Annotated in this window: 16 protein-coding genes and 1 riboswitch; of the genes, 4 read left to right on the top strand and 12 right to left on the bottom strand. The window is 60.6% G+C overall.

Annotated features, from left to right (window positions below):
* The first annotated feature begins 7 nt into the window (after positions 1–7).
* On the top strand, positions 8–1,765 hold the full coding sequence (locus tag AB4N43_RS14105; protein WP_228758983.1) for a molecular chaperone: 1,758 nt from the start codon (positions 8–10) through the stop codon (positions 1,763–1,765).
* A 47-nt stretch (positions 1,766–1,812) separates the two neighbouring features.
* Here the strand turns inward: AB4N43_RS14105 and serB are convergent, their stop codons facing one another.
* Positions 1,813–3,027 carry a phosphoserine phosphatase SerB gene (gene serB / locus AB4N43_RS14110; RefSeq protein ID WP_027922002.1) on the bottom strand — a complete coding sequence of 405 codons (1,215 nt, stop codon included), beginning with the start codon at positions 3,025–3,027 and terminating at the stop codon, positions 1,813–1,815.
* A gap of 135 nt (positions 3,028–3,162) precedes the next feature.
* On the opposite strand from serB, the gene AB4N43_RS14115 reads away from it, so the two are divergent.
* Entirely contained in the window at positions 3,163–4,695 is a 1,533-nt protein-coding gene (locus AB4N43_RS14115; protein WP_027922003.1) for an AhpA/YtjB family protein, read from the top strand.
* Between the two features lie 252 nt (positions 4,696–4,947).
* Here AB4N43_RS14115 and AB4N43_RS14120 read toward each other — a convergent pair whose 3' ends face one another.
* The 9 genes from AB4N43_RS14120 to AB4N43_RS14160 all read right to left on the bottom strand — a co-directional run bounded on the left by AB4N43_RS14120 (position 4,948) and on the right by AB4N43_RS14160 (position 14,350).
* Entirely contained in the window at positions 4,948–5,661 is a 714-nt protein-coding gene (locus AB4N43_RS14120; protein ID WP_027922004.1) for a PqiC family protein, read from the bottom strand.
* A 176-nt stretch (positions 5,662–5,837) separates the two neighbouring features.
* A complete protein-coding gene (parC, locus tag AB4N43_RS14125) occupies positions 5,838–8,105 on the bottom strand; it encodes a DNA topoisomerase IV subunit A (RefSeq protein WP_027922005.1) in 2,268 nt (755 codons plus the stop codon).
* 7 nt (positions 8,106–8,112) lie between these two features.
* Positions 8,113–8,637, bottom strand: coding sequence for a retropepsin-like aspartic protease family protein (locus tag AB4N43_RS14130; RefSeq protein ID WP_460154163.1), 525 nt, complete (start codon positions 8,635–8,637; stop codon positions 8,113–8,115).
* Positions 8,634–9,623 (bottom strand): esterase-like activity of phytase family protein, encoded by a 990-nt coding sequence (locus AB4N43_RS14135; protein WP_027922007.1) that lies wholly within the window; start codon positions 9,621–9,623, stop codon positions 8,634–8,636. Before AB4N43_RS14135 ends, AB4N43_RS14130 begins: the two co-directional genes overlap by 4 nt.
* On the bottom strand, positions 9,623–11,527 hold the full coding sequence (gene parE / locus AB4N43_RS14140; RefSeq protein ID WP_194940973.1) for a DNA topoisomerase IV subunit B: 1,905 nt from the start codon (positions 11,525–11,527) through the stop codon (positions 9,623–9,625). Before parE ends, AB4N43_RS14135 begins: the two co-directional genes overlap by 1 nt.
* A 54-nt stretch (positions 11,528–11,581) precedes the next feature.
* A complete protein-coding gene (locus AB4N43_RS14145) occupies positions 11,582–12,190 on the bottom strand; it encodes a YqiA/YcfP family alpha/beta fold hydrolase (protein WP_059181734.1) in 609 nt (202 codons plus the stop codon).
* Between the two features lie 184 nt (positions 12,191–12,374).
* Positions 12,375–13,190 (bottom strand): 3',5'-cyclic-AMP phosphodiesterase, encoded by an 816-nt coding sequence (gene cpdA / locus AB4N43_RS14150; RefSeq protein ID WP_027922010.1) that lies wholly within the window; start codon positions 13,188–13,190, stop codon positions 12,375–12,377.
* A gap of 99 nt (positions 13,191–13,289) precedes the next feature.
* The gene (locus tag AB4N43_RS14155; protein ID WP_027922011.1) at positions 13,290–13,742 is read right to left on the bottom strand and encodes a DUF1249 domain-containing protein; all 453 of its coding nucleotides are present in this window, start codon (positions 13,740–13,742) and stop codon (positions 13,290–13,292) included.
* Entirely contained in the window at positions 13,733–14,350 is a 618-nt protein-coding gene (locus AB4N43_RS14160; RefSeq protein ID WP_027922012.1) for an NUDIX domain-containing protein, read from the bottom strand. Before AB4N43_RS14160 ends, AB4N43_RS14155 begins: the two co-directional genes overlap by 10 nt.
* A gap of 228 nt (positions 14,351–14,578) precedes the next feature.
* On the opposite strand from AB4N43_RS14160, the gene AB4N43_RS14165 reads away from it, so the two are divergent.
* Positions 14,579–15,325 carry an RsiV family protein gene (locus AB4N43_RS14165; RefSeq protein WP_059181735.1) on the top strand — a complete coding sequence of 249 codons (747 nt, stop codon included), beginning with the start codon at positions 14,579–14,581 and terminating at the stop codon, positions 15,323–15,325.
* Here AB4N43_RS14165 and cytX read toward each other — a convergent pair.
* The gene (gene cytX / locus AB4N43_RS14170) at positions 15,294–16,586 is read right to left on the bottom strand and encodes a putative hydroxymethylpyrimidine transporter CytX (protein WP_460154164.1); all 1,293 of its coding nucleotides are present in this window, start codon (positions 16,584–16,586) and stop codon (positions 15,294–15,296) included. The two genes, AB4N43_RS14165 and cytX, sit on opposite strands and share 32 nt — an antisense overlap.
* A 106-nt stretch (positions 16,587–16,692) precedes the next feature.
* Positions 16,693–18,582: a phosphomethylpyrimidine synthase ThiC gene (thiC, locus tag AB4N43_RS14175; protein ID WP_059181737.1), complete on the bottom strand. Its 1,890-nt coding sequence runs from the start codon at positions 18,580–18,582 to the stop codon at positions 16,693–16,695.
* 168 nt (positions 18,583–18,750) lie between these two features.
* A riboswitch (TPP riboswitch) is annotated at positions 18,751–18,856 on the bottom strand.
* A 192-nt stretch (positions 18,857–19,048) separates the two neighbouring features.
* Here thiC and AB4N43_RS14180 point away from each other — a divergent pair.
* Complete coding sequence (locus tag AB4N43_RS14180; RefSeq protein ID WP_027922016.1) at positions 19,049–20,488, top strand: TolC family outer membrane protein; 1,440 nt, start codon at positions 19,049–19,051, stop codon at positions 20,486–20,488.
* Positions 20,489–20,501 lie beyond the last annotated feature (13 nt).

Here is a 20,501-nt window from a genome sequence, read left to right on the forward strand (position 1 = left end):
CCACGGCATGAATGAAACCAGTCCCCACCTGCTGCTAAGCGCCCCGCTCCCCGCGCAATTGCGCCTGACTTTCTGCGAAGCCACCCCACGCGACCTCAAGCGCTGGATCGCCGCCCTGCCCAAAGCCAACATCGGCGAAACCGCGCGCCAGCTCTATCAAGCCTTGGGTGAACTCAACCAACTGCTGACACCGAGTGCCAATCGCCTGCCCATGCTCGAGCTGCTCAGGCCCGAGGTGTATTACGTCTGCAGACACCTGGAGCGGCATTTCCTGCACCAGGCGATTGTTCTCGACGAGCGTTCGCGCAAGATCGCCAACCTTTGCCAGGCCCTGCAAAGTCATTTGGCGATCGGCTACAAACAGATCGTCATCCGAATCACGCCTCGTTTCAGCAAAGACCGTGCGCCACTGCTGGCGCAAGCGTTGCAACGGGCACTCCATTGCCTGAACGGTCAGTTGATCCGCGCCACTCAGCTCTACTGCCCAGTGCCGGACGGTGTGTGGCTGGAATTGCATCAGTTGTACCGGATCGGCTGCGAACACCGGTTGCAACACCTGAGCCTGCGCGATGAACTGGCCAGCCAGACGCACTCCCTGAGCATCGAACAGACTTACGCCGTCGCCCTGCTGCTGGGTGCGTCACGCTGCAATCAATTGCGCCAGAACCAGATCGCCCGCCTCGCCGAAGCGCTGGAAGCCTGGAGTCATCGGGTCAAACTACCAGCCGATGGATTGTTCGCCGTCGCGCCGGACCTCGACACTGGCCCGCGTTACCGCAACAAGTTCCGGGCCGGGCAGCAAGCCGGTTTGCTGGGGTTTGATCCGCAGCCACTGGTCGACACCATCGAAACACACTTGCAAGGCAATAAAGACGCCTTGCCCGTACCCACAGGTCTTAGCGTGGACACGCTGCAGCACCTGCACGCCGCCTGGGGTCAAGCGGCCGAGCGCAGTTTTCAGCGAACGGCCGGTCAAGGTACGTTGACGCTGTGCGTGGGGATGAGCGCACTGCACTTTTATCTGGGCGGGCAGCGCTCATTCAGCGACCTGTTGAAAAACCCTGGCCACCGGCCCGCGCAGTTTTCGGCAATGCCTGCGGCCAGTCGGGGCAGCGACCCCTGGCATCAGGCGTTCGATGCCGCGTCACAGGGCACTGCCGATGCCTTGCTGCCCTACGAAGAAATTGAATACCCGCAACTGCAAAATGACGACAGCAAAGAGGCCGACAGCAACCGGCATTTTCCGACCTATGCCCTGCCCGTCATCAATCACAGCCCCGGCGGTTATTGCCTGGCCTGGCCCAACGCGGTGCCCGCCGAGTTACAGGCCGGTGAAATGGTCGGGATTGAGGATTCAGTCAATAAAGGCTGGAGCATTGCGGTCGTGCGCTGGATTCGTCAGGTGCGCGGTGGCGGTACGCAAATGGGCATTGAGCAGGTTGCGCCCTTCGCCGAGCCTTGCGGGCTGCAATTGGTGCGCAACCGGGATGACCACAGCCAGTACTTGCGCGGGTTGTTGCTACCGCAGATCAGTGCCATCGACCTGCCCGCCACCGTGCTCGCCCCGCGTTTGCCGTTTCAGGAAGGCAGCAAGGTGCTGATCAACACCAACGGCCAGGAACGCCGGGCCGGGCTGGATCGGCGGGTGGCGAGTACCCACAGTTTTAATCAGTTTGCGTATCGGTCGCTGGAGACAAGTAGAAACGACAACGCCGCGGGGAGCGGCGTTGGGGAGGTGTTTGATTCGTTGTGGCCTTCGCTGTGAGTGTGGCCTGAAAGACCGCGATGAGGCCAGTTCAGACCGTGACGACCTCAGAGCTGCCCGTCACGGTCCCGAAAACCCAACAGGTACAGCACGCCATCCAGCCCAAGCGTAGAAATCGCCTGTTTCGCCGACTGTTTCACCAACGGCTTGGCCCGGAACGCCACGCCCAATCCGGCAATCGCCAGCATCGGCAGATCGTTGGCGCCGTCGCCGACCGCGATGGTCTGCTCCAGACGCAAACCTTCCTTATGCGCCAGCTCACGCAGCAGATCCGCCTTGCGCTGCGCATCGACAATCGGCTCGACCGCCACACCGGTCACCTTGCCGTCGACCACTTCCAGTTCGTTGGCAAACACGTAGTCGATACCCAGCTTGGCCTGCAACTGCTTGGCAAAGTAGGTAAAGCCACCCGACAGAATGGCGGTCTTGTAGCCCAGGCGCTTGAGTTCGGCGAACAGGGTTTCGGCACCTTCGGTCAGGCGCAGGGACGCGCCAATCGAGTCCAGCACGCTGACGTCCAGGCCTTTGAGCAGCGCCAGGCGCTCTTTGAAGCTTGCGCGGAAATCCAGTTCGCCGGCCATCGCCCGCTCGGTGATTTCAGACACCTGATCGCCGACGCCGGCTGCCTTGGCCAGTTCGTCGATGACTTCGGCTTCGATCAGGGTCGAATCCATGTCGAACACCGCCAGCCGACGGTTACGACGGAACAGCGAATCTTCCTGGAAGGCGATGTCGACGTTCAATTCCTGCGCAACGCTGAGGAACTCGGCCCGCAGCGCCTGCGGATCGGCCGCTTCGCCCCGCACGGAAAACTCGATGCAGCCCTTGCCCTTGTCGGCCGGGGTGTCCAGCGGCATGCGCCCGGACAAGCGATCGATGTGATCGATGTTCAGGCCATATTTCGCGGTGATCGAACTCACGGCCTGCAATTGCCCGGCGGTCACTTTGCGGGTCAATAGCGTCACGATGTGGCGCTTTTTGCCCTGGTTGCCGACCCACTGCTGGTAATCCTCTTCGGACACCGGCGTGAAACGCACCTGCTGGTCGAGCTCGTAGCCCTTGAACAGGATGTCCTTGAGCACCGACTTGCCTTGCTCGGTATCCGGAATTTCAACCAGGATGCCGAACGACAGGGTGTCGTGGATCACCGCCTGACCGATGTCGAGAATGTTCACACCACCCTGGGCCAGAACGCCGGTAATGGCCGCAGTCAGACCCGGACGGTCGACTCCCGTGATGTTTATCAGGACGATTTCGCGCAAGGCGCACCCCCGCAAGTGGAAAAAAACCGCATTCTACCCACTTTCAGTGACCATCGGGCACCGTGAGCGCTTTGCCGGTCTAGGGCCTGTCGCTATACTGCGCGTCAACTTCACGGACAAAAGAGCCGAGCTCAAGTGAACCGGCCCACGCCAGTAAAAACCGATAACTTCTTTCTGCTGATCTTCCGGGCACTGCGCCATCGCCGTGTACCGATTGCATTGCGCATCGCCAGCCATAACGTGATCCTGGTCGCTCTGGCCCTGGTGATCTACGCCTGCGTGATGGGTTTGCAGTTCAAGCAGGCCATGCACGAGCAGGCCGATGCGCTGGGCGAAAGCCTGACCACGCAGACCGCCACGTCCGCCACGGAGCTGTTGGTGTCCAACGACATCCTCAGCCTCAACGTGCTGCTCAACAACCTGACCAAGAATAAACTGGTGGCCCACGCCGCCATTTATAGCGTGGATAACCGCATCCTCGCCGAAGCCGGTCAGCGCCCCAAGCACAGCCTGTTGGGCGAAGCCGAGGGCATGTACCAGAGCAAGATCACGTTCCAGGACGTGACCGCCGGGCAACTGCGCATCAGCCTGGACATGGATCAGTTCCAGCAGCCGATGACCATCAGCCTGCAAAGCATGGGCATTTTGAGTGCGATACTGCTGGCCCTGTCCCTGGCCTTGAGCCTGCGCCTGGGTCGGCACATCTCCACGCCGCTGCTGCAATTGCGCGTGTGGCTGCGCAATATCGACGAATACACCCCGGCCACCGAGCGCCAGGATGAAATCGGCGACCTTGCCCGTCAGCTGCACGCCAATTTCGCACCAGAGCCGGCCGAACCCGAGCCAGCGCCAGAACCCGAGTACGACGAGAGCGACTACGAAGACGCGGACGACAACGAACCGACCTTCGAAGTGCGCAACTTGCGTGACCCGAGTTTTGACGAAACCAAGCCTGTGGCAGCCCTCAAACCGGCGCCACGGCACATTGTCAGCACCGCTGAAGACGATGACGACGATGATGCGTTTGCCGATCTGCGTGACGAGTCGGTCGCCAGCGCGCCGAAACCGGCGGCAAAACCGGTGATCTCGAACGTGCCGCAACACAGTGCGGTCCTGGCCGTGCAACTGGGCGCCCAGGATCAACTGCGTCGCCTGCCTCGCACACGCCTGGAAGAATTGCTGAAACGCTATCGCGACTGCCTCGATCAGGCCGCTTCGCTCTACCAGAGCGAACTGCATACCCTGAACGATGGCAGCACGCTGATGCTGTTCCACACCGAAGACAGCGGCGACGACTACCTGACCAACGCCATCTGCTGCGGTGAGCTGCTGCGAGCGCTGGGCCATCAGTTGCAGATCGAAGTCGCGGACAGCGGCATCACCCTGCAATTGCAGCTGGGTCTGACGCTGGGTGAAGAGTTGTTCGGTATGAGTCAGATCGACTTGCTGCTGACCGAGTCCGCCCAGGACGCCCTGGCCCTGTCGCAACACAGCCGCAACCTGCTGCTGGTGGAACGCAAGATCAGTGACGATGCACTGATCCGTCAGCGCGCACGGATTCGTCCGATTGCCAGCCCTGAGGGGGCTTGCTGTGTGGAGCGGCTGATGGAGCCTTATCCGTCGATGCTGGAGCGGCAGTTGGCGCGGATGCATGAGCGTCGGGCGTAAGCACTAGCCCCCGCTGTAAAAAAGCCCGCAGATGAGTGATTGTCTGCGGGTTTTTTGTTGTCTGTTCTGGCCTCATCGCGAGCAAGCTCGCTCCCACAGGGATCTGTTGTGGACGCCGCCTCTGTGAACGCCAGAGATCCCCTGTGGGAGTGAGCTTGCTCGCGATGAGGCCGTCAGCAGCGCCGTAGACCTCCAACCTGCAGAAACAACAAAGCCCGCACAAGGCGGGCTTTGCTTTGGATCAGTCCAGGCTTAGAACCTGAACACTTCCATATCGGTCCGGATCGGTGACGCCATCGGGATCTTCGGTTGTTTCTCTTGCTCTGTCGCCGGTGCTACAGGCTTGGCAGCTGATTTCTTTGGCGCCTCAGCAATCGGTGGCTGGTTGGCCAATGGTTTCAACGCCACCGACAATTGCTCCGCCAGACGCTGCAACAACACCCCCTGAGCCTGAACCTGCGCCGCTGTGCCGCCCGCGTGCTGTTCCTGCAAATGAATGATGCGGTTGTCGCGAACCTGGCCACGACGATCAATCAAACGCCATTGCGCATCGAGGATGGCCGGTTGCGACTCACCGGAGTCCAGGCGAGTAATCGTCAGCAGCACCTGAACATCCGGCGTGAAACCGAGGGTCGCGGGCGCCAGCACAACACGCTGACTGTCCAGACGACCGGCTACCTGACGCAGCAACAACTGATCGATGTCCGAAGACAGGCTCCCGGCCCATCGACCGTCGGTCGACGCCTGAAGGCTGCCATCGGGCTGACGCTGCAACAGGGTTTCACGTTGCAGGTAATCAGCGACGGTTACCGGGCCCAACAATACGGCCATGCCCGCGCTTTGCGCAGGCGCAACCGGACTTCCACTGTCCAGTTGATACAGCGACACCGGCTGGTGAACGCTGCAACCCGCCAGGCCTAAAACGCCAGCGAGCATCAAAATAAAAGGAAGGCGCAGAGCAGTCATCGTCCCATCCAGGTGGCCGCCACAAGGCTGACCACAGTGAAAATACTCAATAAATGTGAAGAACGCTCGGCCACGCCGGCGCTTGAAAGGCCATATCATCCGTGAATATGCGTTCCGACTCCAGCGCCAATGCGTCGATCTACGCGTTAAATCGTAGATCGAGCGGTCTAGGACGCCTAATTGAGGTTTTCGACGAGCAGCGCATCGACCCGCTGGAAGCCACGTGGCAATTTGTTACCACGACGTCCACGCTCACCTTTGTAGTGTTCGAGGTCGTCTGCTTTCAGCGACAAGGTACGTTTCCCGGCCTGCAACACCAAAGTGGCACCCTCCGGCAGCACGGCGATGTCCGTGACATATTCTTCGCGATTGGCCACGCGCTCACCGGTGATGCCGATGATCTTGTTGCCTTTGCCCTTACCTAATTGTGGCAGGTCGCTGATCTTGAAGATCAGCAGGCGACCTTCGGTCGTGACCGAGGCCAGCCAGTTGCTCTCGCGATCGGCGACCGGGCGCGGAAGAATGACTTTCGAGTTGCTCGGCAGGCTCAGCAACGCCTTGCCGGCCTTGTTCTTGGCCTGGAAATCTTCACCTTTGACCACAAAGCCATACCCGGCGTCGGAGGCGATCACGTACAGCGAATCGTCTTCCGGCATCAACACGCATTCGAAGCTCGCGCCTGGCGGTGGCGTCAGACGACCGGTCAACGGCTCGCCCTGGCCACGGGCCGATGGCAACGTGTGCGCCGCCACCGAATAACTGCGACCGGTGGAGTCGATAAACACCGCAAACTGGTTGGAGCGCCCGGCTGCGAGGGCCTTGAAGCCGTCACCGGCCTTGTAGGAAAGCCCGGTGGCGTCGATTTCGTGACCTTTGGCTGAACGGACCCAGCCTTTTTCCGACAGCACGACCGTCACTTTCTCGTTCGGCAGCAGGTCGTGCTCGGTCAGGGCCTTGGCCTCGGCGCGCTCGACAATCGGCGAACGACGGTCGTCGCCATAAGTTTCGGCGTCCTTGATCAGCTCGGTGCGCACCAGTTTTTTCAGCTTGGCTTCGCTGCTCAGCAGCGCTTGCAGCTTGGCTTGTTCCTTGAGCAGTTCATCCTGCTCGGCACGCAGTTTCATTTCTTCCAGTCGCGCCAACTGACGCAAACGGGTGTCGAGGATGTAGTCGGCCTGGATTTCGCTCAGGGCGAAACGCGCGATCAGGGCGGCTTTTGGGTGCTCCTCGGTACGGATGATGTGAATCACTTCATCCAGGTTGAGGTAGGCAATCAACAAACCGTCCAACAGGTGCAGGCGACGCTCGACCTTATCGAGGCGGAATTGCAGGCGGCGACGCACGGTCTGCACCCGGAATTCCAGCCATTCGACCAGCAGCGCCCGCAGGTTTTTCAGCTGCGGCTTGCCGTCCAGGCCGATGATGTTGATGTTGACCCGGTAGCTCGACTCCAGCTCGGTGCTGGCGAACAGGTGCGTCATCAGTGCATCGTGGTCAAAGTTTTTGCGCGCCCCCGGGATGATCACGATGCGGCACGGGTTTTCGTGGTCGGATTCGTCGCGCAAGTCAGCAATTTGCGGCGCCTTGGACGGCTTGGCCTGCATCATCGCGGCGATCTGTTCCAGCACCTTGGCACCGGACACCTGGTGCGGCAGCGCGGTGACAATAATGTCGCCGTCTTCGATGTGGTACACGGCGCGCATACGCACCGAGCCCTTGCCGGTCTCGTACATTTTCAGCAGGTCGGCGCGCGGGGTGATGATTTCCGCTTCGGTCGGGTAATCCGGGCCCTGGATGTGTTCACAGAGCTGTTCGACCGTGGCTTTGGGCTCATCAAGCAAACGCACGCACGCCGTCGCGACTTCGCGCAGGTTGTGCGGCGGCACGTCGGTGGCCATGCCCACGGCGATGCCGGTGGTGCCGTTGAGCAGGATGTTCGGCAAACGTGCCGGCAACACCAATGGCTCGTCGAGGGTGCCGTCAAAGTTCGGGCCCCAGTCCGCCGTGCCCTGGCCCAGTTCGCTGAGCAGCACTTCGGAATAACGCGACAGCCGCGCTTCGGTGTAACGCATGGCGGCGAAGGACTTGGGATCATCCGGCGCACCCCAGTTACCCTGACCGTCGACCAGCGTGTAGCGGTAGCTGAACGGCTGGGCCATCAGGACCATGGCTTCGTAGCAGGCCGAGTCGCCGTGCGGGTGGAACTTGCCGAGCACGTCACCGACGGTACGCGCCGATTTCTTGTGCTTGGAATCGGCGTCCAGCCCCAACTCGCTCATCGCGTAGATGATGCGTCGCTGTACCGGTTTCAGGCCGTCGCCGATATGCGGCAAGGCACGGTCCATGATCACGTACATGGAGTAGTTGAGGTAGGCATTTTCGGTGAAGTCAGCCAGTGACCGGCGTTCTACACCGTCCAGGCTGAGATCAAGGGAGTCGCTCATGCGGGCCTCATCGGTTCGTTGTCTGGCGCAGCAGCATGGTGCCACCGCGCTGGGTAAATTCAAGTTTGTTCAGTGCGCTCATGCCGAGCAGCACCTGCTTACCTTCCAGGCCAGGGGCGACCAGCGCGCGAACATCACGCAACACAATGTCGCCCAGTTGCAGCCGGTCGATGCGGGTTCGATAGCCCTCGCTCAGACCGTTGGCCGTGCTCAGGGTCACCCCGAAGCCTTGTTCCAGTTTCAATCCCTCGGCCACACTGGCCGGAATTGACACATCCGTCGCCCCGGTATCGAGCATGAAATCCACCGGGTGGCCGTTGATCGCGCCGCTGGCGACAAAATGCCCCTGGCCGTTGCTGACCAGCTTCACTTCGATAAACCCATCGCCCTGCTCGGAACTGACCACCCCATTCGGGTTTTGCTGCCGCTCTTCCCACTGCCCGAAAAACCGCGTGGCCAGAAACAGCGCCGCGCACCAGGCCAGCACCATCAACACACGACCGGCGCGCTTGCCCGGCGGTTGTTGACTCACGGCTTGGCGCTCCAGCCACCTTCAGGCGCGGCGAAGCGCCAGACAACCGGGCGAACTTCACCATCGGTACGGGGCCCGAAATTGTTGTCGACGCCAATCCAGGCACCGTCAGCGTCAATGATCAACGCCTCTTCCAGACCGTAGTTCTGCGAATAACGGCGGTTTTCCTGCAACAACTCGGCCGCATACGACCAGCAGCGTTCGACCTTGGCCGTCTGCGGGTCTCGGCGACAGATCTGATAGGCGTTGCGCTCAAGGGTAAACAACTTGCCCTCGAACAATGACAGGTCGGAGAAATCCCGGTTAACCGGTTTGGCATGAGGGAACTGCGGCGGCTGCATTTCCATGCCCGCTTCGCTCAGCAGCACACAGCCACCGTCGCAATCCCATACGGTCTGTTTGCGCTTGATCGTCAACAAGCCGCGGCTTTGACGTTCGGCAGCGAACCATATTTGATCGCCCGCCGGATTGATCGCCAGCCCCTCGAACAGCGCATTGAACTGCAACAGCATGCCGCTGGCACGCGCTTCGCGAACCAGCATTGGCGAGATTTTCAACCAGCTCGCCGGCCCTGTAGGGGGTACCAGGAGGACGGCCGCATGGCCTTCGCTGACAATGTAGCGATTGCCGGCGCTGTCACAGGTAATACCTTCGAAATCCAGATCGCCGCCACGCACGAACGACGCCGCCCAGGTTCGCGCACGCAACCCCCAGGGCAATCCGTTGTCCGGCACCGGAGGTACGCCGAGGCCCACGCTTTCGGCCTGCCAGGTCGCGTTGCTGGTATCAAGGCGGTAAATCTGATCGTCGTCGCGATCCGAGACCGTCCACAGGTCCTTGCCGCACTGGGCCAGTCCCGACAGGTTGCCGCCGCGCATGCCGTCAACGGGATGCTCGGAGACCACGCGCAATTCTGGTGCCGGTTCAGCAAAGGCCAGAACCGGGGTCAGAAGCAACGCACACGCCAGGGCAAAGCCGAGCCGCATCAACCAAGAACCTCGGCCAGGTTGCCCTTGGATTCCAGCCAGGACTTGCGGTCACCGGCACGTTTCTTCGCCAGCAGCATGTCCATCATTTCCGAGGTCGCAGCGAAATCGTCCAGGGTCAACTGCACCAGACGCCGGGTGTTCGGGTCCATGGTGGTTTCGCGCAGTTGCGGCGGGTTCATTTCACCCAGGCCTTTAAATCGGGTGACCTGCGGCTTGCCGCGTTTCTTCTCGGCGACCAGACGATCGAGAATGCCATCGCGCTCGGCTTCGTCCAGGGCGTAGTAAATCTCCTTGCCCAAGTCGATGCGGTACAGCGGCGGCATCGCGACGTAGACGTGACCGGCATCCACCAACGGGCGGAAGTGCTGGACGAACAACGCGCACAGCAGCGTGGCAATGTGCAGACCGTCGGAGTCGGCGTCGGCGAGGATGCAGATCTTGCCGTAACGCAGCTGGCTCATGTCCGCCGCACCCGGATCGACACCGATGGCCACGGCGATGTTGTGCACTTCCTGGCTGGCCAGCACTTCGCTGCCATCGACTTCCCAGGTGTTCAGAATCTTGCCGCGCAACGGCAGGATCGCTTGAAACTCTTTGTCTCGTGCTTGCTTGGCGGAACCGCCGGCGGAATCACCTTCCACGAGGAACAGCTCGGAACGCATCGGGTCCTGCCCGGCGCAATCGGCGAGTTTGCCCGGCAGCGCCGGCCCTGCAGTGACGCGCTTGCGCTCGACCTTCTTGCTCGCCTTGAGGCGGCGGCCGGCGTTGTTGATCGCCAATTCCGCCAGGAGCATGCCGGTTTCCGGGTTGGCGTTGAGCCACAGGCTGAACGCGTCCTTGACCACACCGGAAACAAACGCCGCCGCTTCACGGGACGACAAACGCTCTTTGGTCTGGCCGGAGAATTGCGGCTCCTGCATTTTCATCGACAGGACGAAGGCGATGCGTTCCCAGACGTCTTCCGGCGCCAGCTTCACGCCGCGTGGCAGCAGGCTGCGGAATTCACAGAATTCGCGCATCGCATCGAGCAAACCCTGACGCAAACCGTTGACGTGTGTACCACCCTGGGCCGTCGGGATCAGGTTGACGTAGCTTTCCTGAACCGCGTCGCCCCCTTCCGGCAGCCACAACAGCGCCCAGTCGACCGCTTCTTTATTACCGGCCAGGCTGCCGCAGAACGGCTCGTCCGGCAGGCGTTCGAATTCGCTGACGGCGTCGACCAGATAGGAACGCAGGCCGTCTTCGTAATGCCACTCGACTTTCTCGCCGGTGGCTTTGTCTTCAAAACTGACCAGCAGCCCCGGGCAGAGAACGGCCTTGGCCTTGAGCACGTGCTTGAGGCGGCTGATGGAGAATTTTGGCGAATCGAAGTACTTCGGGTCCGGCGCAAAGAACACGCTGGTGCCGGTGTTGCGCTTGCCGACGGTGCCGACCACTTCCAGTTCGGTTTTCTTGTAACCGTCGGCGAACGTCATCTGGTATTCGTTGCCGTCACGCTTGACGCGCACCCGGACTTCGGTCGACAAGGCGTTGACCACGGAAATACCCACCCCGTGCAGACCGCCGGAGAACTGGTAGTTCTTGTTGGAAAACTTGCCGCCCGCATGGAGCTTGGTGAGGATCAGTTCGACCCCGGACACGCCCTCTTCCGGGTGAATGTCCACCGGCATGCCACGGCCGTCATCGCTGACTTCCAGGGAGTGATCGGCGTGCAGGATGACCTGCACCGAAGTCGCATGCCCGGCCAAGGCTTCGTCGACGCTGTTGTCGATGACTTCCTGGGCAAGGTGGTTCGGCCGACTGGTGTCGGTGTACATACCGGGGCGTTTACGCACCGGGTCGAGGCCCGAGAGGACTTCGATGGCGTCTGCGTTATAAGAGCTAGCGCTGGGAGTGGCCATGGGGTCTCGTCGTCCGCCTGTAAAAAGAGTGTTCGTTTAATAAGGGGCGAGGGTTCACAGTGCAGTGAAATCGATCGCCTGATACAAATCTGCGCCGATGCCGGCAAAACTCAGCATCGCCGGCAATTGCGCGGCGAAGCCCTGGAAACCATGGTCGCCACCGGCCTGGATGCGCAAGGCGCAGGCCCGGTAATACTGCTGGGCGAGGCGATAGTCCAGCGTTTCGTCACCGGTCTGCAACCACACCTGATACCGCTGCGGGTCCCGGGGCGCCGGCACTTCCAGTTCGGCCAAAGCTGTCACGTGGTCGTGGGTCAATTCCCAGGCTTCATCGGTATACAGGTTTTTCTGCGTTCCCAGGTACCCGTCGAACATCCGGTGCGGACTGACGGCCGGGTTGATCAGCAAAGCCTTGAGGCCATGACGCTCGGCCAAGTGAGTCGCATAGTAGCCGCCGAGTGAGCTGCCGACCAGCAGTGGCCGCCCCAGCGCTTCAATCGCCTGCTCCAGCTGACCGATGGCCTCGCGCGGGTGGTGATGCAAGGCCGGAACGCGCAGTTGATCGCTCAGGCCGAGTCGGTCCATCACCTGCATCAACTGCGTAGCCTTTTTCGACGAAGGCGCGCTGTTGAAACCGTGGATATAAAGGATCGAACCTGACATTTGAGCTCCCTGTGCGTCGGGTAAAGAGGCGCAGTTTACAGGGAGTCGGGGGGATCGGGGATATCCTTGAAATTCGTGGTGCCTTTGAGGGCGCCATCGCGAGCAGGCTCACGCCTACAGGGGTATGCATTCCAATGCAGGAGTGAGCCTGCTCACGATGGCCGCCCCCGGTCTTACTGAATACTCAATAGCCGTTAGAGCCGTAATCAACCTCAAAATCAAACCCGGTGACTCGTTCCACCCCGGTTTCAATCTGCCCATCCGGCAACAACCGCAACCAGCGATACCCCGGCGCCTGCTCCCCGACCTTGAAATCATCGCTGCCCGGCTCGAACTGAATGCAGGTCGACGGCGAGGCGATCAAACGAACGCCATTACGCAGCTGATCAATCTCCTGATGCACATGCCCCCACAAAACCGCCCGCACCTGCGGAAAACGATCCAGCACTGCAAACAGCGCCTCAGGATTGCGCAAGCCGATCGGCTCCATCCAGGCACAGCCAATCGACACCGGGTGATGGTGAAAACATACCAGATGATGCCGCTCCGGCGCCTCGCTCAGCGATCGAACCAACAGCTGCAACTGCTCATCCTGCAAGTACCCCGGCACCGAACCCGGCACGGCGGAATCAAGCAAGGTGACTCGCCAGTTGCCGACATCCACCACCGGCTCCAGCAATGCGCTTTTCACCGCGGCCTCGGCCATGATCTGTGGCTCATCGTGATTGCCGGGAATCCAGCGCGCCGGCGTATCGAGTTGCCCGGTCAGGTCGCGAAACTGTTGGTAGGACTCCAGCGTCCCGTCCTGAGACAGGTCGCCGCTGGCAATGATCAGATCGATATTCGGCTGCTGAAGCTGCACCAGTTCGATGACTTTTTGCAGGCTGTCCCGCGTGTTCATACCCAGCAACGTCCCGTCCGCTTCGGCGAACAGATGGCTGTCGGAGAGTTGCACCAGCAACGCCGGATCGGCGGTGGTCAATGTGGATACGCTCGGCAAGGCGTTCTCCCAAGGCAGAATCACGGGGGTGGATAGGTGCCGCAATTATGCTGGGGGACGCTCAAAAGGGGAAACCTGTGAACCTGACGCAGTTCACAACTACCGCACAACGGCGTACTCGTGGCCGCACGCCAGGCAATGGCTCAGCCACTCACCCAGAAACATATTCAGCTGGGCCTTTTCGTCCGGCTGGTGCATCGAGGCGTTCGGGTAAGGATAGATGCCGCGAAAACGCCGCGCATGTTCGGCGCTGACCACTTCGGCCATGCAGGCGTCGTGGTAGACCTGCACTTCCAGCTGCGGAATCGGCAGCCACGGCAGGCTGTGCTCCTGACGCACTTGCAGGGTCGTGGTGTACGGACAGACCTGCAACACTTCCAGCGCCAGCACGCCGAGCATCTGTTCGCCATGCGTTACGGCAATGCGCCGCGCCGCCGGCTCGTCGCGCATGTCCGGCAACAGTCGCATCAAGCGCGCGTAGTTCGCCTCACAGGAAGCTTGCAGCCCCGCAAGGTCCACCCGATAGCGATCGCGCAGCTTGTTTACGACCATAACCCCCTCACTTCAGCGCGGTTTAAAGCTAACCATTGCAAGGCAATGATGCTGGCCGCGTTGGCAATTCGTCCGTCGCGCACGGCCTGCAAGGCATCTTCTAACGCCCAGACCGTGACGCGGATATCTTCAGCTTCTTCCTCCAGCCCATGCAGGCCGCCAACCCCGGTAGAGTCGCAACGCCCCAGGAACAGGTGCACGAACTCATTGCTGCCGCCCGGCGACGGGAAATATTTGATCATCGGCCAGAGCGCCCCGAACACAAGCCCAGCTTCCTCCTGCCCTTCGCGGTGAGCAACTTCTTCCGGCACTTCTTCCTTGTCGATCAGACCAGCGACCAGCTCGATCAGCCAGGGGTTGTCGGTCTTGCCCATGGCGCCGACGCGAAACTGTTCGATCAGCACCACTTCGTCACGCTGCGGATCGTAAGGCAACACACACACGGCGTCGTGGCGCACGAACACTTCACGATTGATTTCACGACTCATGCCGCCGGCGAACAACTCGTGGCGCAAGTGCACACGGTGGAGCTTGTAAAAGCCCTCGTAACACATTTCGCGCCGAACGATATCAACGGTGGTCGGAATGGCGTTGGCAAAATCAGTCATGACAATCCTCTTTACTGCAAATCCGTTACGAGGCTCCTTTTTGTTACCTGCAACCTCGACTTCGCGCCATCCTAACGCGCCTGCGACATTTGATGCAGCCCCTTTCCCGTCAGCGGGATAGACGGTGAGGGCGAAACCAACTCTAATTAGCTTAGTGGCGAACTGACTGCTTCGTTGAGAGTCGAAGCGGATAACTTTTTGCCTTTCCCTGTTTTACAAAGGACGCCCATGTCGCTTTTTAAAATCGCCTCCGTGGCCGCAATCGCCCTGACGCTGGGCGCCTGCCAGAGTCTGTTTCAGCCCAACTACCGGGCGCCGCTGGAAACTACCCGCGACGCTACCGAAACCCTGAAACCGGGTTGCACCACACCCGATTGTCCGCTGGTGAACATCGATACATTGCGCTTCCCCGCCGAACCGCAGCTGGACGGCATCGTCGAAAAACGCCTGCTGCAAATGACCCGCACCACACCGGACGCCCCGGTGGCGCCGACGCTGACGGCCTATCGCGATGAGTTTTTGCGCACCGCCGGGCCGCGCTACAGCAGTTACCTGCAAGCCAAGGTACGTGAGCAGCATGACGGCTTGGTGATCGTCGAATTTTCCAGCTACCTGGACACCGGCGGCGCTCATGGCACACCGGGCCGCAGCTTTATCAACTATTCACGCCAGCAGCACAAAGTGCTGACGCTGTCGGACATGTTGGTGCCGGGTCAGGAAGAGGCGTTCTGGAAGGCGGCGCAAGTGGCGCACAACAGCTGGCTGATCAGCACCAAGCTCGATCAGGAACCGGAGTTCGTGAAGAGCTGGCCGTTCCAGAAAACCCAGAACGTGGCGCTGACCTACGGTGGGGTGATCCTCAAGTACGAAACCAGCACCATCGCGCCATACGCGCTGGGCCATGTCGAACTGAAGATCCCCTACCCTCGCCTGAATGGCATCATCAAGCCCGAGCTGTTTCCCGGCCGTAACTGAAAGCCCGGCCCAGCACCAGCTGCAGCAGCCCTGCCAGAATCAACGACGGCAGGGTTGCGCCGATGTCCGGATACAGATTGGCCAGCAAGTGATAGGTGCTCACCCCGCCCAACCAGGCGAGCAACGCCGGCCAGCGCAATGCGGCTGACGCCACCTGAGCCGAACGCTTGCGCAGAATGAAGTGATCCACCAGCACCACGCCGAACAGCGGCGCAAACACCGAACCGATCAACAGCAGGAAGTTTTGGTACTGGGCCAATGGCGCCAGGCACGCGATCAGTGTGCAAATCACGCCAATGGCCAACGCCAGATGCTCGACTTTCAAGCGCAACAGAATCCCGCTGGAAACGGCCGCCGAGTGAATGTCGGCGAAGGCGTTTTCCGACTCGTCCAACAGGATCAGCAACAGCGGAATGCCCAGGCCTGCACCCGCCAGCGCCAGCAACAAGGCATTCACTTCACCGCTCGGCACGAACGCCAGGGTGTAGGCCACGCCCAGGCTCATCAGCCAGAAATTACCGATAAAGAAGCCCAGCGCGGTGCCGCCGAAGACGTTTTTCGCACGCTTGCCGAAACGCGAGTAGTCGGCAATCAGCGGCAGCCACGACAGCGGCATCGCGATAGCAATGTCGAAGCCGACGGCGAACGGCATCGAACCATCACCGGCCTGCGCCCACAAGGCAGCCAGATCGGCTTTGGCGAACAGGTTCCAGGTCAGCCAGATGCACGCGGCCAGCAACAGCCAGATGCCCCACTTGCGCAGGATCTGCCGCACGAATGTCAGAGGCCCGCTGACGGCCAGCAACGTCGCCAGACCACCGAAGACAATGGTCCAGAGCAGCGGATTCGACAGCAGGCTGCCTTCGCTGAACGCCCGCGCGCCGAGCAGGCTGGCGGCATCACGCATGACGATGATTTCGAACGAGCCCCAACCGATCAGTTGCAGCAGGTTCAACACGGCCGGCAGGCTCGCGCCACGTTTGCCGAGGCTGAGTTTGAGCGCGGCCATCGACGACAGGCCGGTATCACTGCCGATCACGCCGACGGCGGCCAGCAGCAGAACGCCGACCAGGGTGCCGAGGAAGATCGCCAGCAGTGAGCCGGACAGGCCCAGGCCTGGCGCGAGCAAGGCGCCGGTCTGCAGCACCATCAAGCCGATGCCGAGGGAGAACCACAGGGAAAACAGATCACGACCGCCGAAAACGCGTTTGTCGGTTGGCACGGCGATGCCAGGGGAATAAGTACTCGGTTGAATGCTCAAGGGGGTTATCTCAAATAAGAGCAGAGGCAAGTTCAAGCGGCAAGCTACAAGTTAGAAGCAATCCGCAATCCGCTTCTTCTTGCAGCTTGTCGCTTGTCGCTCGTGGCTAGATTTTCTTGTACAGCTGACTGCCTTCCTGCTTGAACCGTTCAGCCTGATCCGCCAATCCCTGGGCGACCTCGGCATCCACGGTTTCGATCCGCTGGTTGGCCGCGTACTCACGGACTTCCTGAGTGATCTTCATCGAGCAGAATTTCGGCCCGCACATGGAGCAGAAGTGCGCGACCTTGGCCGAATCCTTCGGCAAGGTTTCATCGTGATACGAACGGGCGGTGTCTGGATCCAGGCCAAGGTTGAACTGGTCTTCCCAACGGAATTCGAACCGTGCCTTGCTCAAGGCATTGTCGCGAATCTGCGCGCCCGGATGTCCCTTCGCCAGATCGGCGGCATGCGCGGCGATCTTGTAGGTGATGATCCCGGTCTTCACATCATCCTTGTTCGGCAGGCCCAAGTGTTCCTTCGGCGTCACGTAGCAGAGCATCGCGCAACCGAACCAGCCGATCATCGCTGCACCGATCCCGGAGGTGATGTGGTCGTAACCCGGCGCGATGTCGGTGGTCAGCGGGCCGAGGGTGTAGAACGGCGCCTCGTCACAGCACTCGAGCTGCTTGTCCATGTTCTCTTTGATCAACTGCATCGGCACATGGCCCGGGCCTTCGATCATGCACTGCACGTCGTGCTTCCAGGCGATCTTGGTCAGCTCGCCGAGGGTTTCCAGCTCACCGAATTGTGCGGCGTCATTGGCGTCGGCAATCGAGCCCGGACGCAGGCCATCGCCCAGCGAGAAGCTGACGTCGTAGGCCTTCATGATTTCGCAGATGTCTTCGAAATGGGTGTAGAGGAAGTTTTCCTTGTGGTGCGCCAGGCACCACTTGGCCATGATCGAACCGCCACGGGAAACGATACCGGTCACGCGCTTGGCGGTCAGCGGCACGTAGCGCAGCAACACGCCGGCGTGGATGGTGAAGTAGTCGACGCCCTGCTCGGCCTGTTCGATCAGCGTGTCGCGGAACAGCTCCCAGGTCAGGTCTTCAGCGGCGCCGCCGACTTTTTCCAGGGCCTGATAAATCGGCACCGTACCGATCGGCACCGGCGAGTTGCGGATGATCCACTCACGGGTTTCGTGAATGTGTTTGCCGGTGGACAAATCCATGACCGTGTCCGAACCCCAGCGAATACCCCAGGTCAGTTTCGCCACTTCTTCTTCGATGGACGAACCCAGGGCGCTGTTGCCGATGTTGCCGTTGATCTTCACCAGGAAGTTACGGCCGATGATCATCGGTTCCAGTTCGGTGTGGTTGATGTTGGCCGGGATGATCGCGCGGCCACGGGCGATTTCGTCACGGACGAATTCGGGGGTGATGATCTTCGGCACGCTGGCGCCGAAGCTGTGGCCGGCGTGTTGCTGGTCCAGCAGGCCAGCGGCGCGAGCCACTTCCAGCTTCATGTTTTCGCGGATGGCGACGTATTCCATCTCGGCGGTGATGATGCCTTGGCGGGCATAGTGCATCTGGCTGACGTTGGCCCCGGCCTTGGCGCGGCGCGGGTTGTTGACGTGGGCGAAGCGCAGTTTGGTCAGTTCGGCATCGGCGAGGCGTTCCTGGCCGAAATTGGAGCTCAGGCCCGGCAGGCGTTCAGTGTCGCCACGGGACTCGATCCACGCAGAACGCACATCGGCGAGGCCTTTGCGCACGTCGATGATGACATTGGGGTCGGTGTACGGGCCCGAGGTGTCGTACACCACCACCGGTGCATTGATCTCGCCGCCAAAGTCGGTCGGCGTTACATCCAGGCTGATTTCGCGCATGGGCACGAGGATGTCGGGGCGCGAGCCCTGGACATAGATTTTTTGCGAGCGGGTAAACGGTTGAACCGACTGTTGATCGACTTGGGCCGAATCACTCAGGTTCATCGTATTTTTTGGTTTTATCGTCATCACGGGCTCTCCAGACAGCATCCAGGCAGTGGAATTTTGTCGGAGCGAACCTGTAACGAATGGACGCGACCAATCAGCAATAACAAAGCTGTTGGTGCTGTGCTCAGTGCTCGAGGGGTGTTCGATTGTCGAACAACATCCCGGACGAAGCACAAGAGGACTCGCCGGGTGACGAGAAATCTTGTTCCCTACGCAGGCGCTAACCTGATCAGGTTCAACGGGATCCGAAATTATTCGATCTCAGCCTCATAGCAAGGCACCCCGACAAGAACCCGGCCAGTCTAGACACAACTGACAAAGAACGCCAACACCGCGCAAACACCTCGATGAATGGCAGAATCAGGATTGTTGCCGCCCCATTGCACAACTACACTCGCTACGCCAAGCCATGCATTGACGTGGTACGTGCCGCGCCTTAGCCTTGGCGCTCAAATTACTTGTGTAATATTAATTCTAGGGAACGCCTATGCTGCGCAAACTTTCACTGGCCCTTGCCGTGTCTTGTGCGTCTTATGGAACGGGCTGGGCAGCAGAAGCGCCCTTATCGACCAAGAACGACCTGGTCAGCGTTTACCAGGAAGCAAAGGCCAACAACGCCGACCTCGCGGCGGCCATCGCGCAATATGGCGCGCAGAAAGAAGTCGTGCCTCAGGCTCGCGCCGGCCTGCTGCCCAATCTGTCAGGGGGGGCCGAAGTCGCCAGCGTGCGCACCGCGATCGACCAGCCTTCATCGACGGCCAATCGCAGCGCAAATTCGTATCAGGCTACCCTGGCGCAGCCGCTGTTCCGTGCTGATCGCTGGTTCCAGTTCCAGGCCGCCAAGGACGTCAACGAACAGGCGGCCCTGCAACTCTCGGCCACCGAGCAAAACCTGATCCTGCAATCGGCTGAAAGCTACTTCAACGTGCTGCGCACCCAGGACAACCTGGCGTCGACCAAGGCTGAAGAAGCCGCATTCAAACGCCAGCTCGACCAGTCCAACGAGCGTTTCGACGTCGGCCTGTCGGACAAGACCGACGTGCTCAACTCACAAGCCAGTTACGACACCGCACGCGCCAACCGGATCGTTGCGCAACGCCAGGTCGATGACGCGTTTGAAGCGCTGATCACCCTGACCAACCGTCAGTACAACTCGATCTGGGGCGTCGTCCATAGCCTGCCGATCCTGCCGCCGGCGCCGAACGACGCTAAAGCCTGGGTCGATACGGCCGCCCGCCAGAACCTGAATCTGCTGGCCAGCAACTACGCGGTCAGTGCCGCCGAAGAAACCCTCAAGCAGCGTAAGTCCGGTCACTTGCCGACGGTCGACGCGGTGGCGAAATACGAAAAAGGTGATAACGACGCACTGGGCTTCAGCAACCCGAACGCCTTTGGCCAACCGTACAGTGGCAACGTCGAGCAAACGACAGTGGGCCTGCAACTGAATATCCCGATCTACAGCGGCGGCCTGACCACCTCCCAGGTGCGTCAATCGTATGCGCAACTGGATCAGACCGAGCAGCAACGCGAAGCGCTGCGTCGGCAGATCGTCGAAAGCACCCGCAACCTGCACCGCGCGGTCAACACCGATGTGGATCAGGTACAGGCGCGCAAGCAGTCGATCATCTCCAACCAGAGTGCGGTGGAAGCGACTGAAATCGGCTATCAGGTAGGGACACGCAACATCGTCGACGTACTGGATGCGCAGCGCTCGCTGTACAACTCGGTACGCGACTACAACAACACCCGCTACGACTACATCCTCGACAACCTGCGCCTGAAGCAGCAGGCCGGCACGTTGAGCCCGGGGGATCTGGAAGACCTGAAGCGCTACCTCAAGGCCGACTACAACCCGGACAAGGACTTCCTGCCGCCGGATCTGGCGAAGGCTGCGGCTGCCCAGCTCAAGGCAAGACCCGGCGAGTAATACGTCATTATTC

The organism is Pseudomonas sp. S2_B07 (assembly GCF_054668435.1).

Excerpts from the sequence above, each read along its gene's own strand:
- AB4N43_RS14105 (WP_228758983.1), top strand. The coding sequence starts at position 8 with ATGAATGAAACCAGTCCCCACCTGCTGCTAAGCGCCCCGCTCCCCGCG.
- AB4N43_RS14120 (WP_027922004.1), bottom strand. The coding sequence starts at position 5,661 with ATGACTGCTCTGCGCCTTCCTTTTATTTTGATGCTCGCTGGCGTTTTA.
- parC (WP_027922005.1), bottom strand. The coding sequence starts at position 8,105 with ATGAGCGACTCCCTTGATCTCAGCCTGGACGGTGTAGAACGCCGGTCA.
- AB4N43_RS14135 (WP_027922007.1), bottom strand. The coding sequence starts at position 9,623 with ATGCGGCTCGGCTTTGCCCTGGCGTGTGCGTTGCTTCTGACCCCGGTT.
- parE (WP_194940973.1), bottom strand. The coding sequence starts at position 11,527 with ATGGCCACTCCCAGCGCTAGCTCTTATAACGCAGACGCCATCGAAGTC.
- AB4N43_RS14145 (WP_059181734.1), bottom strand. The coding sequence starts at position 12,190 with ATGTCAGGTTCGATCCTTTATATCCACGGTTTCAACAGCGCGCCTTCG.
- AB4N43_RS14155 (WP_027922011.1), bottom strand. The coding sequence starts at position 13,742 with ATGGTCGTAAACAAGCTGCGCGATCGCTATCGGGTGGACCTTGCGGGG.
- AB4N43_RS14160 (WP_027922012.1), bottom strand. The coding sequence starts at position 14,350 with ATGACTGATTTTGCCAACGCCATTCCGACCACCGTTGATATCGTTCGG.
- AB4N43_RS14165 (WP_059181735.1), top strand. The coding sequence starts at position 14,579 with ATGTCGCTTTTTAAAATCGCCTCCGTGGCCGCAATCGCCCTGACGCTG.
- thiC (WP_059181737.1), bottom strand. The coding sequence starts at position 18,582 with ATGACGATAAAACCAAAAAATACGATGAACCTGAGTGATTCGGCCCAA.
- AB4N43_RS14180 (WP_027922016.1), top strand. The coding sequence starts at position 19,049 with ATGCTGCGCAAACTTTCACTGGCCCTTGCCGTGTCTTGTGCGTCTTAT.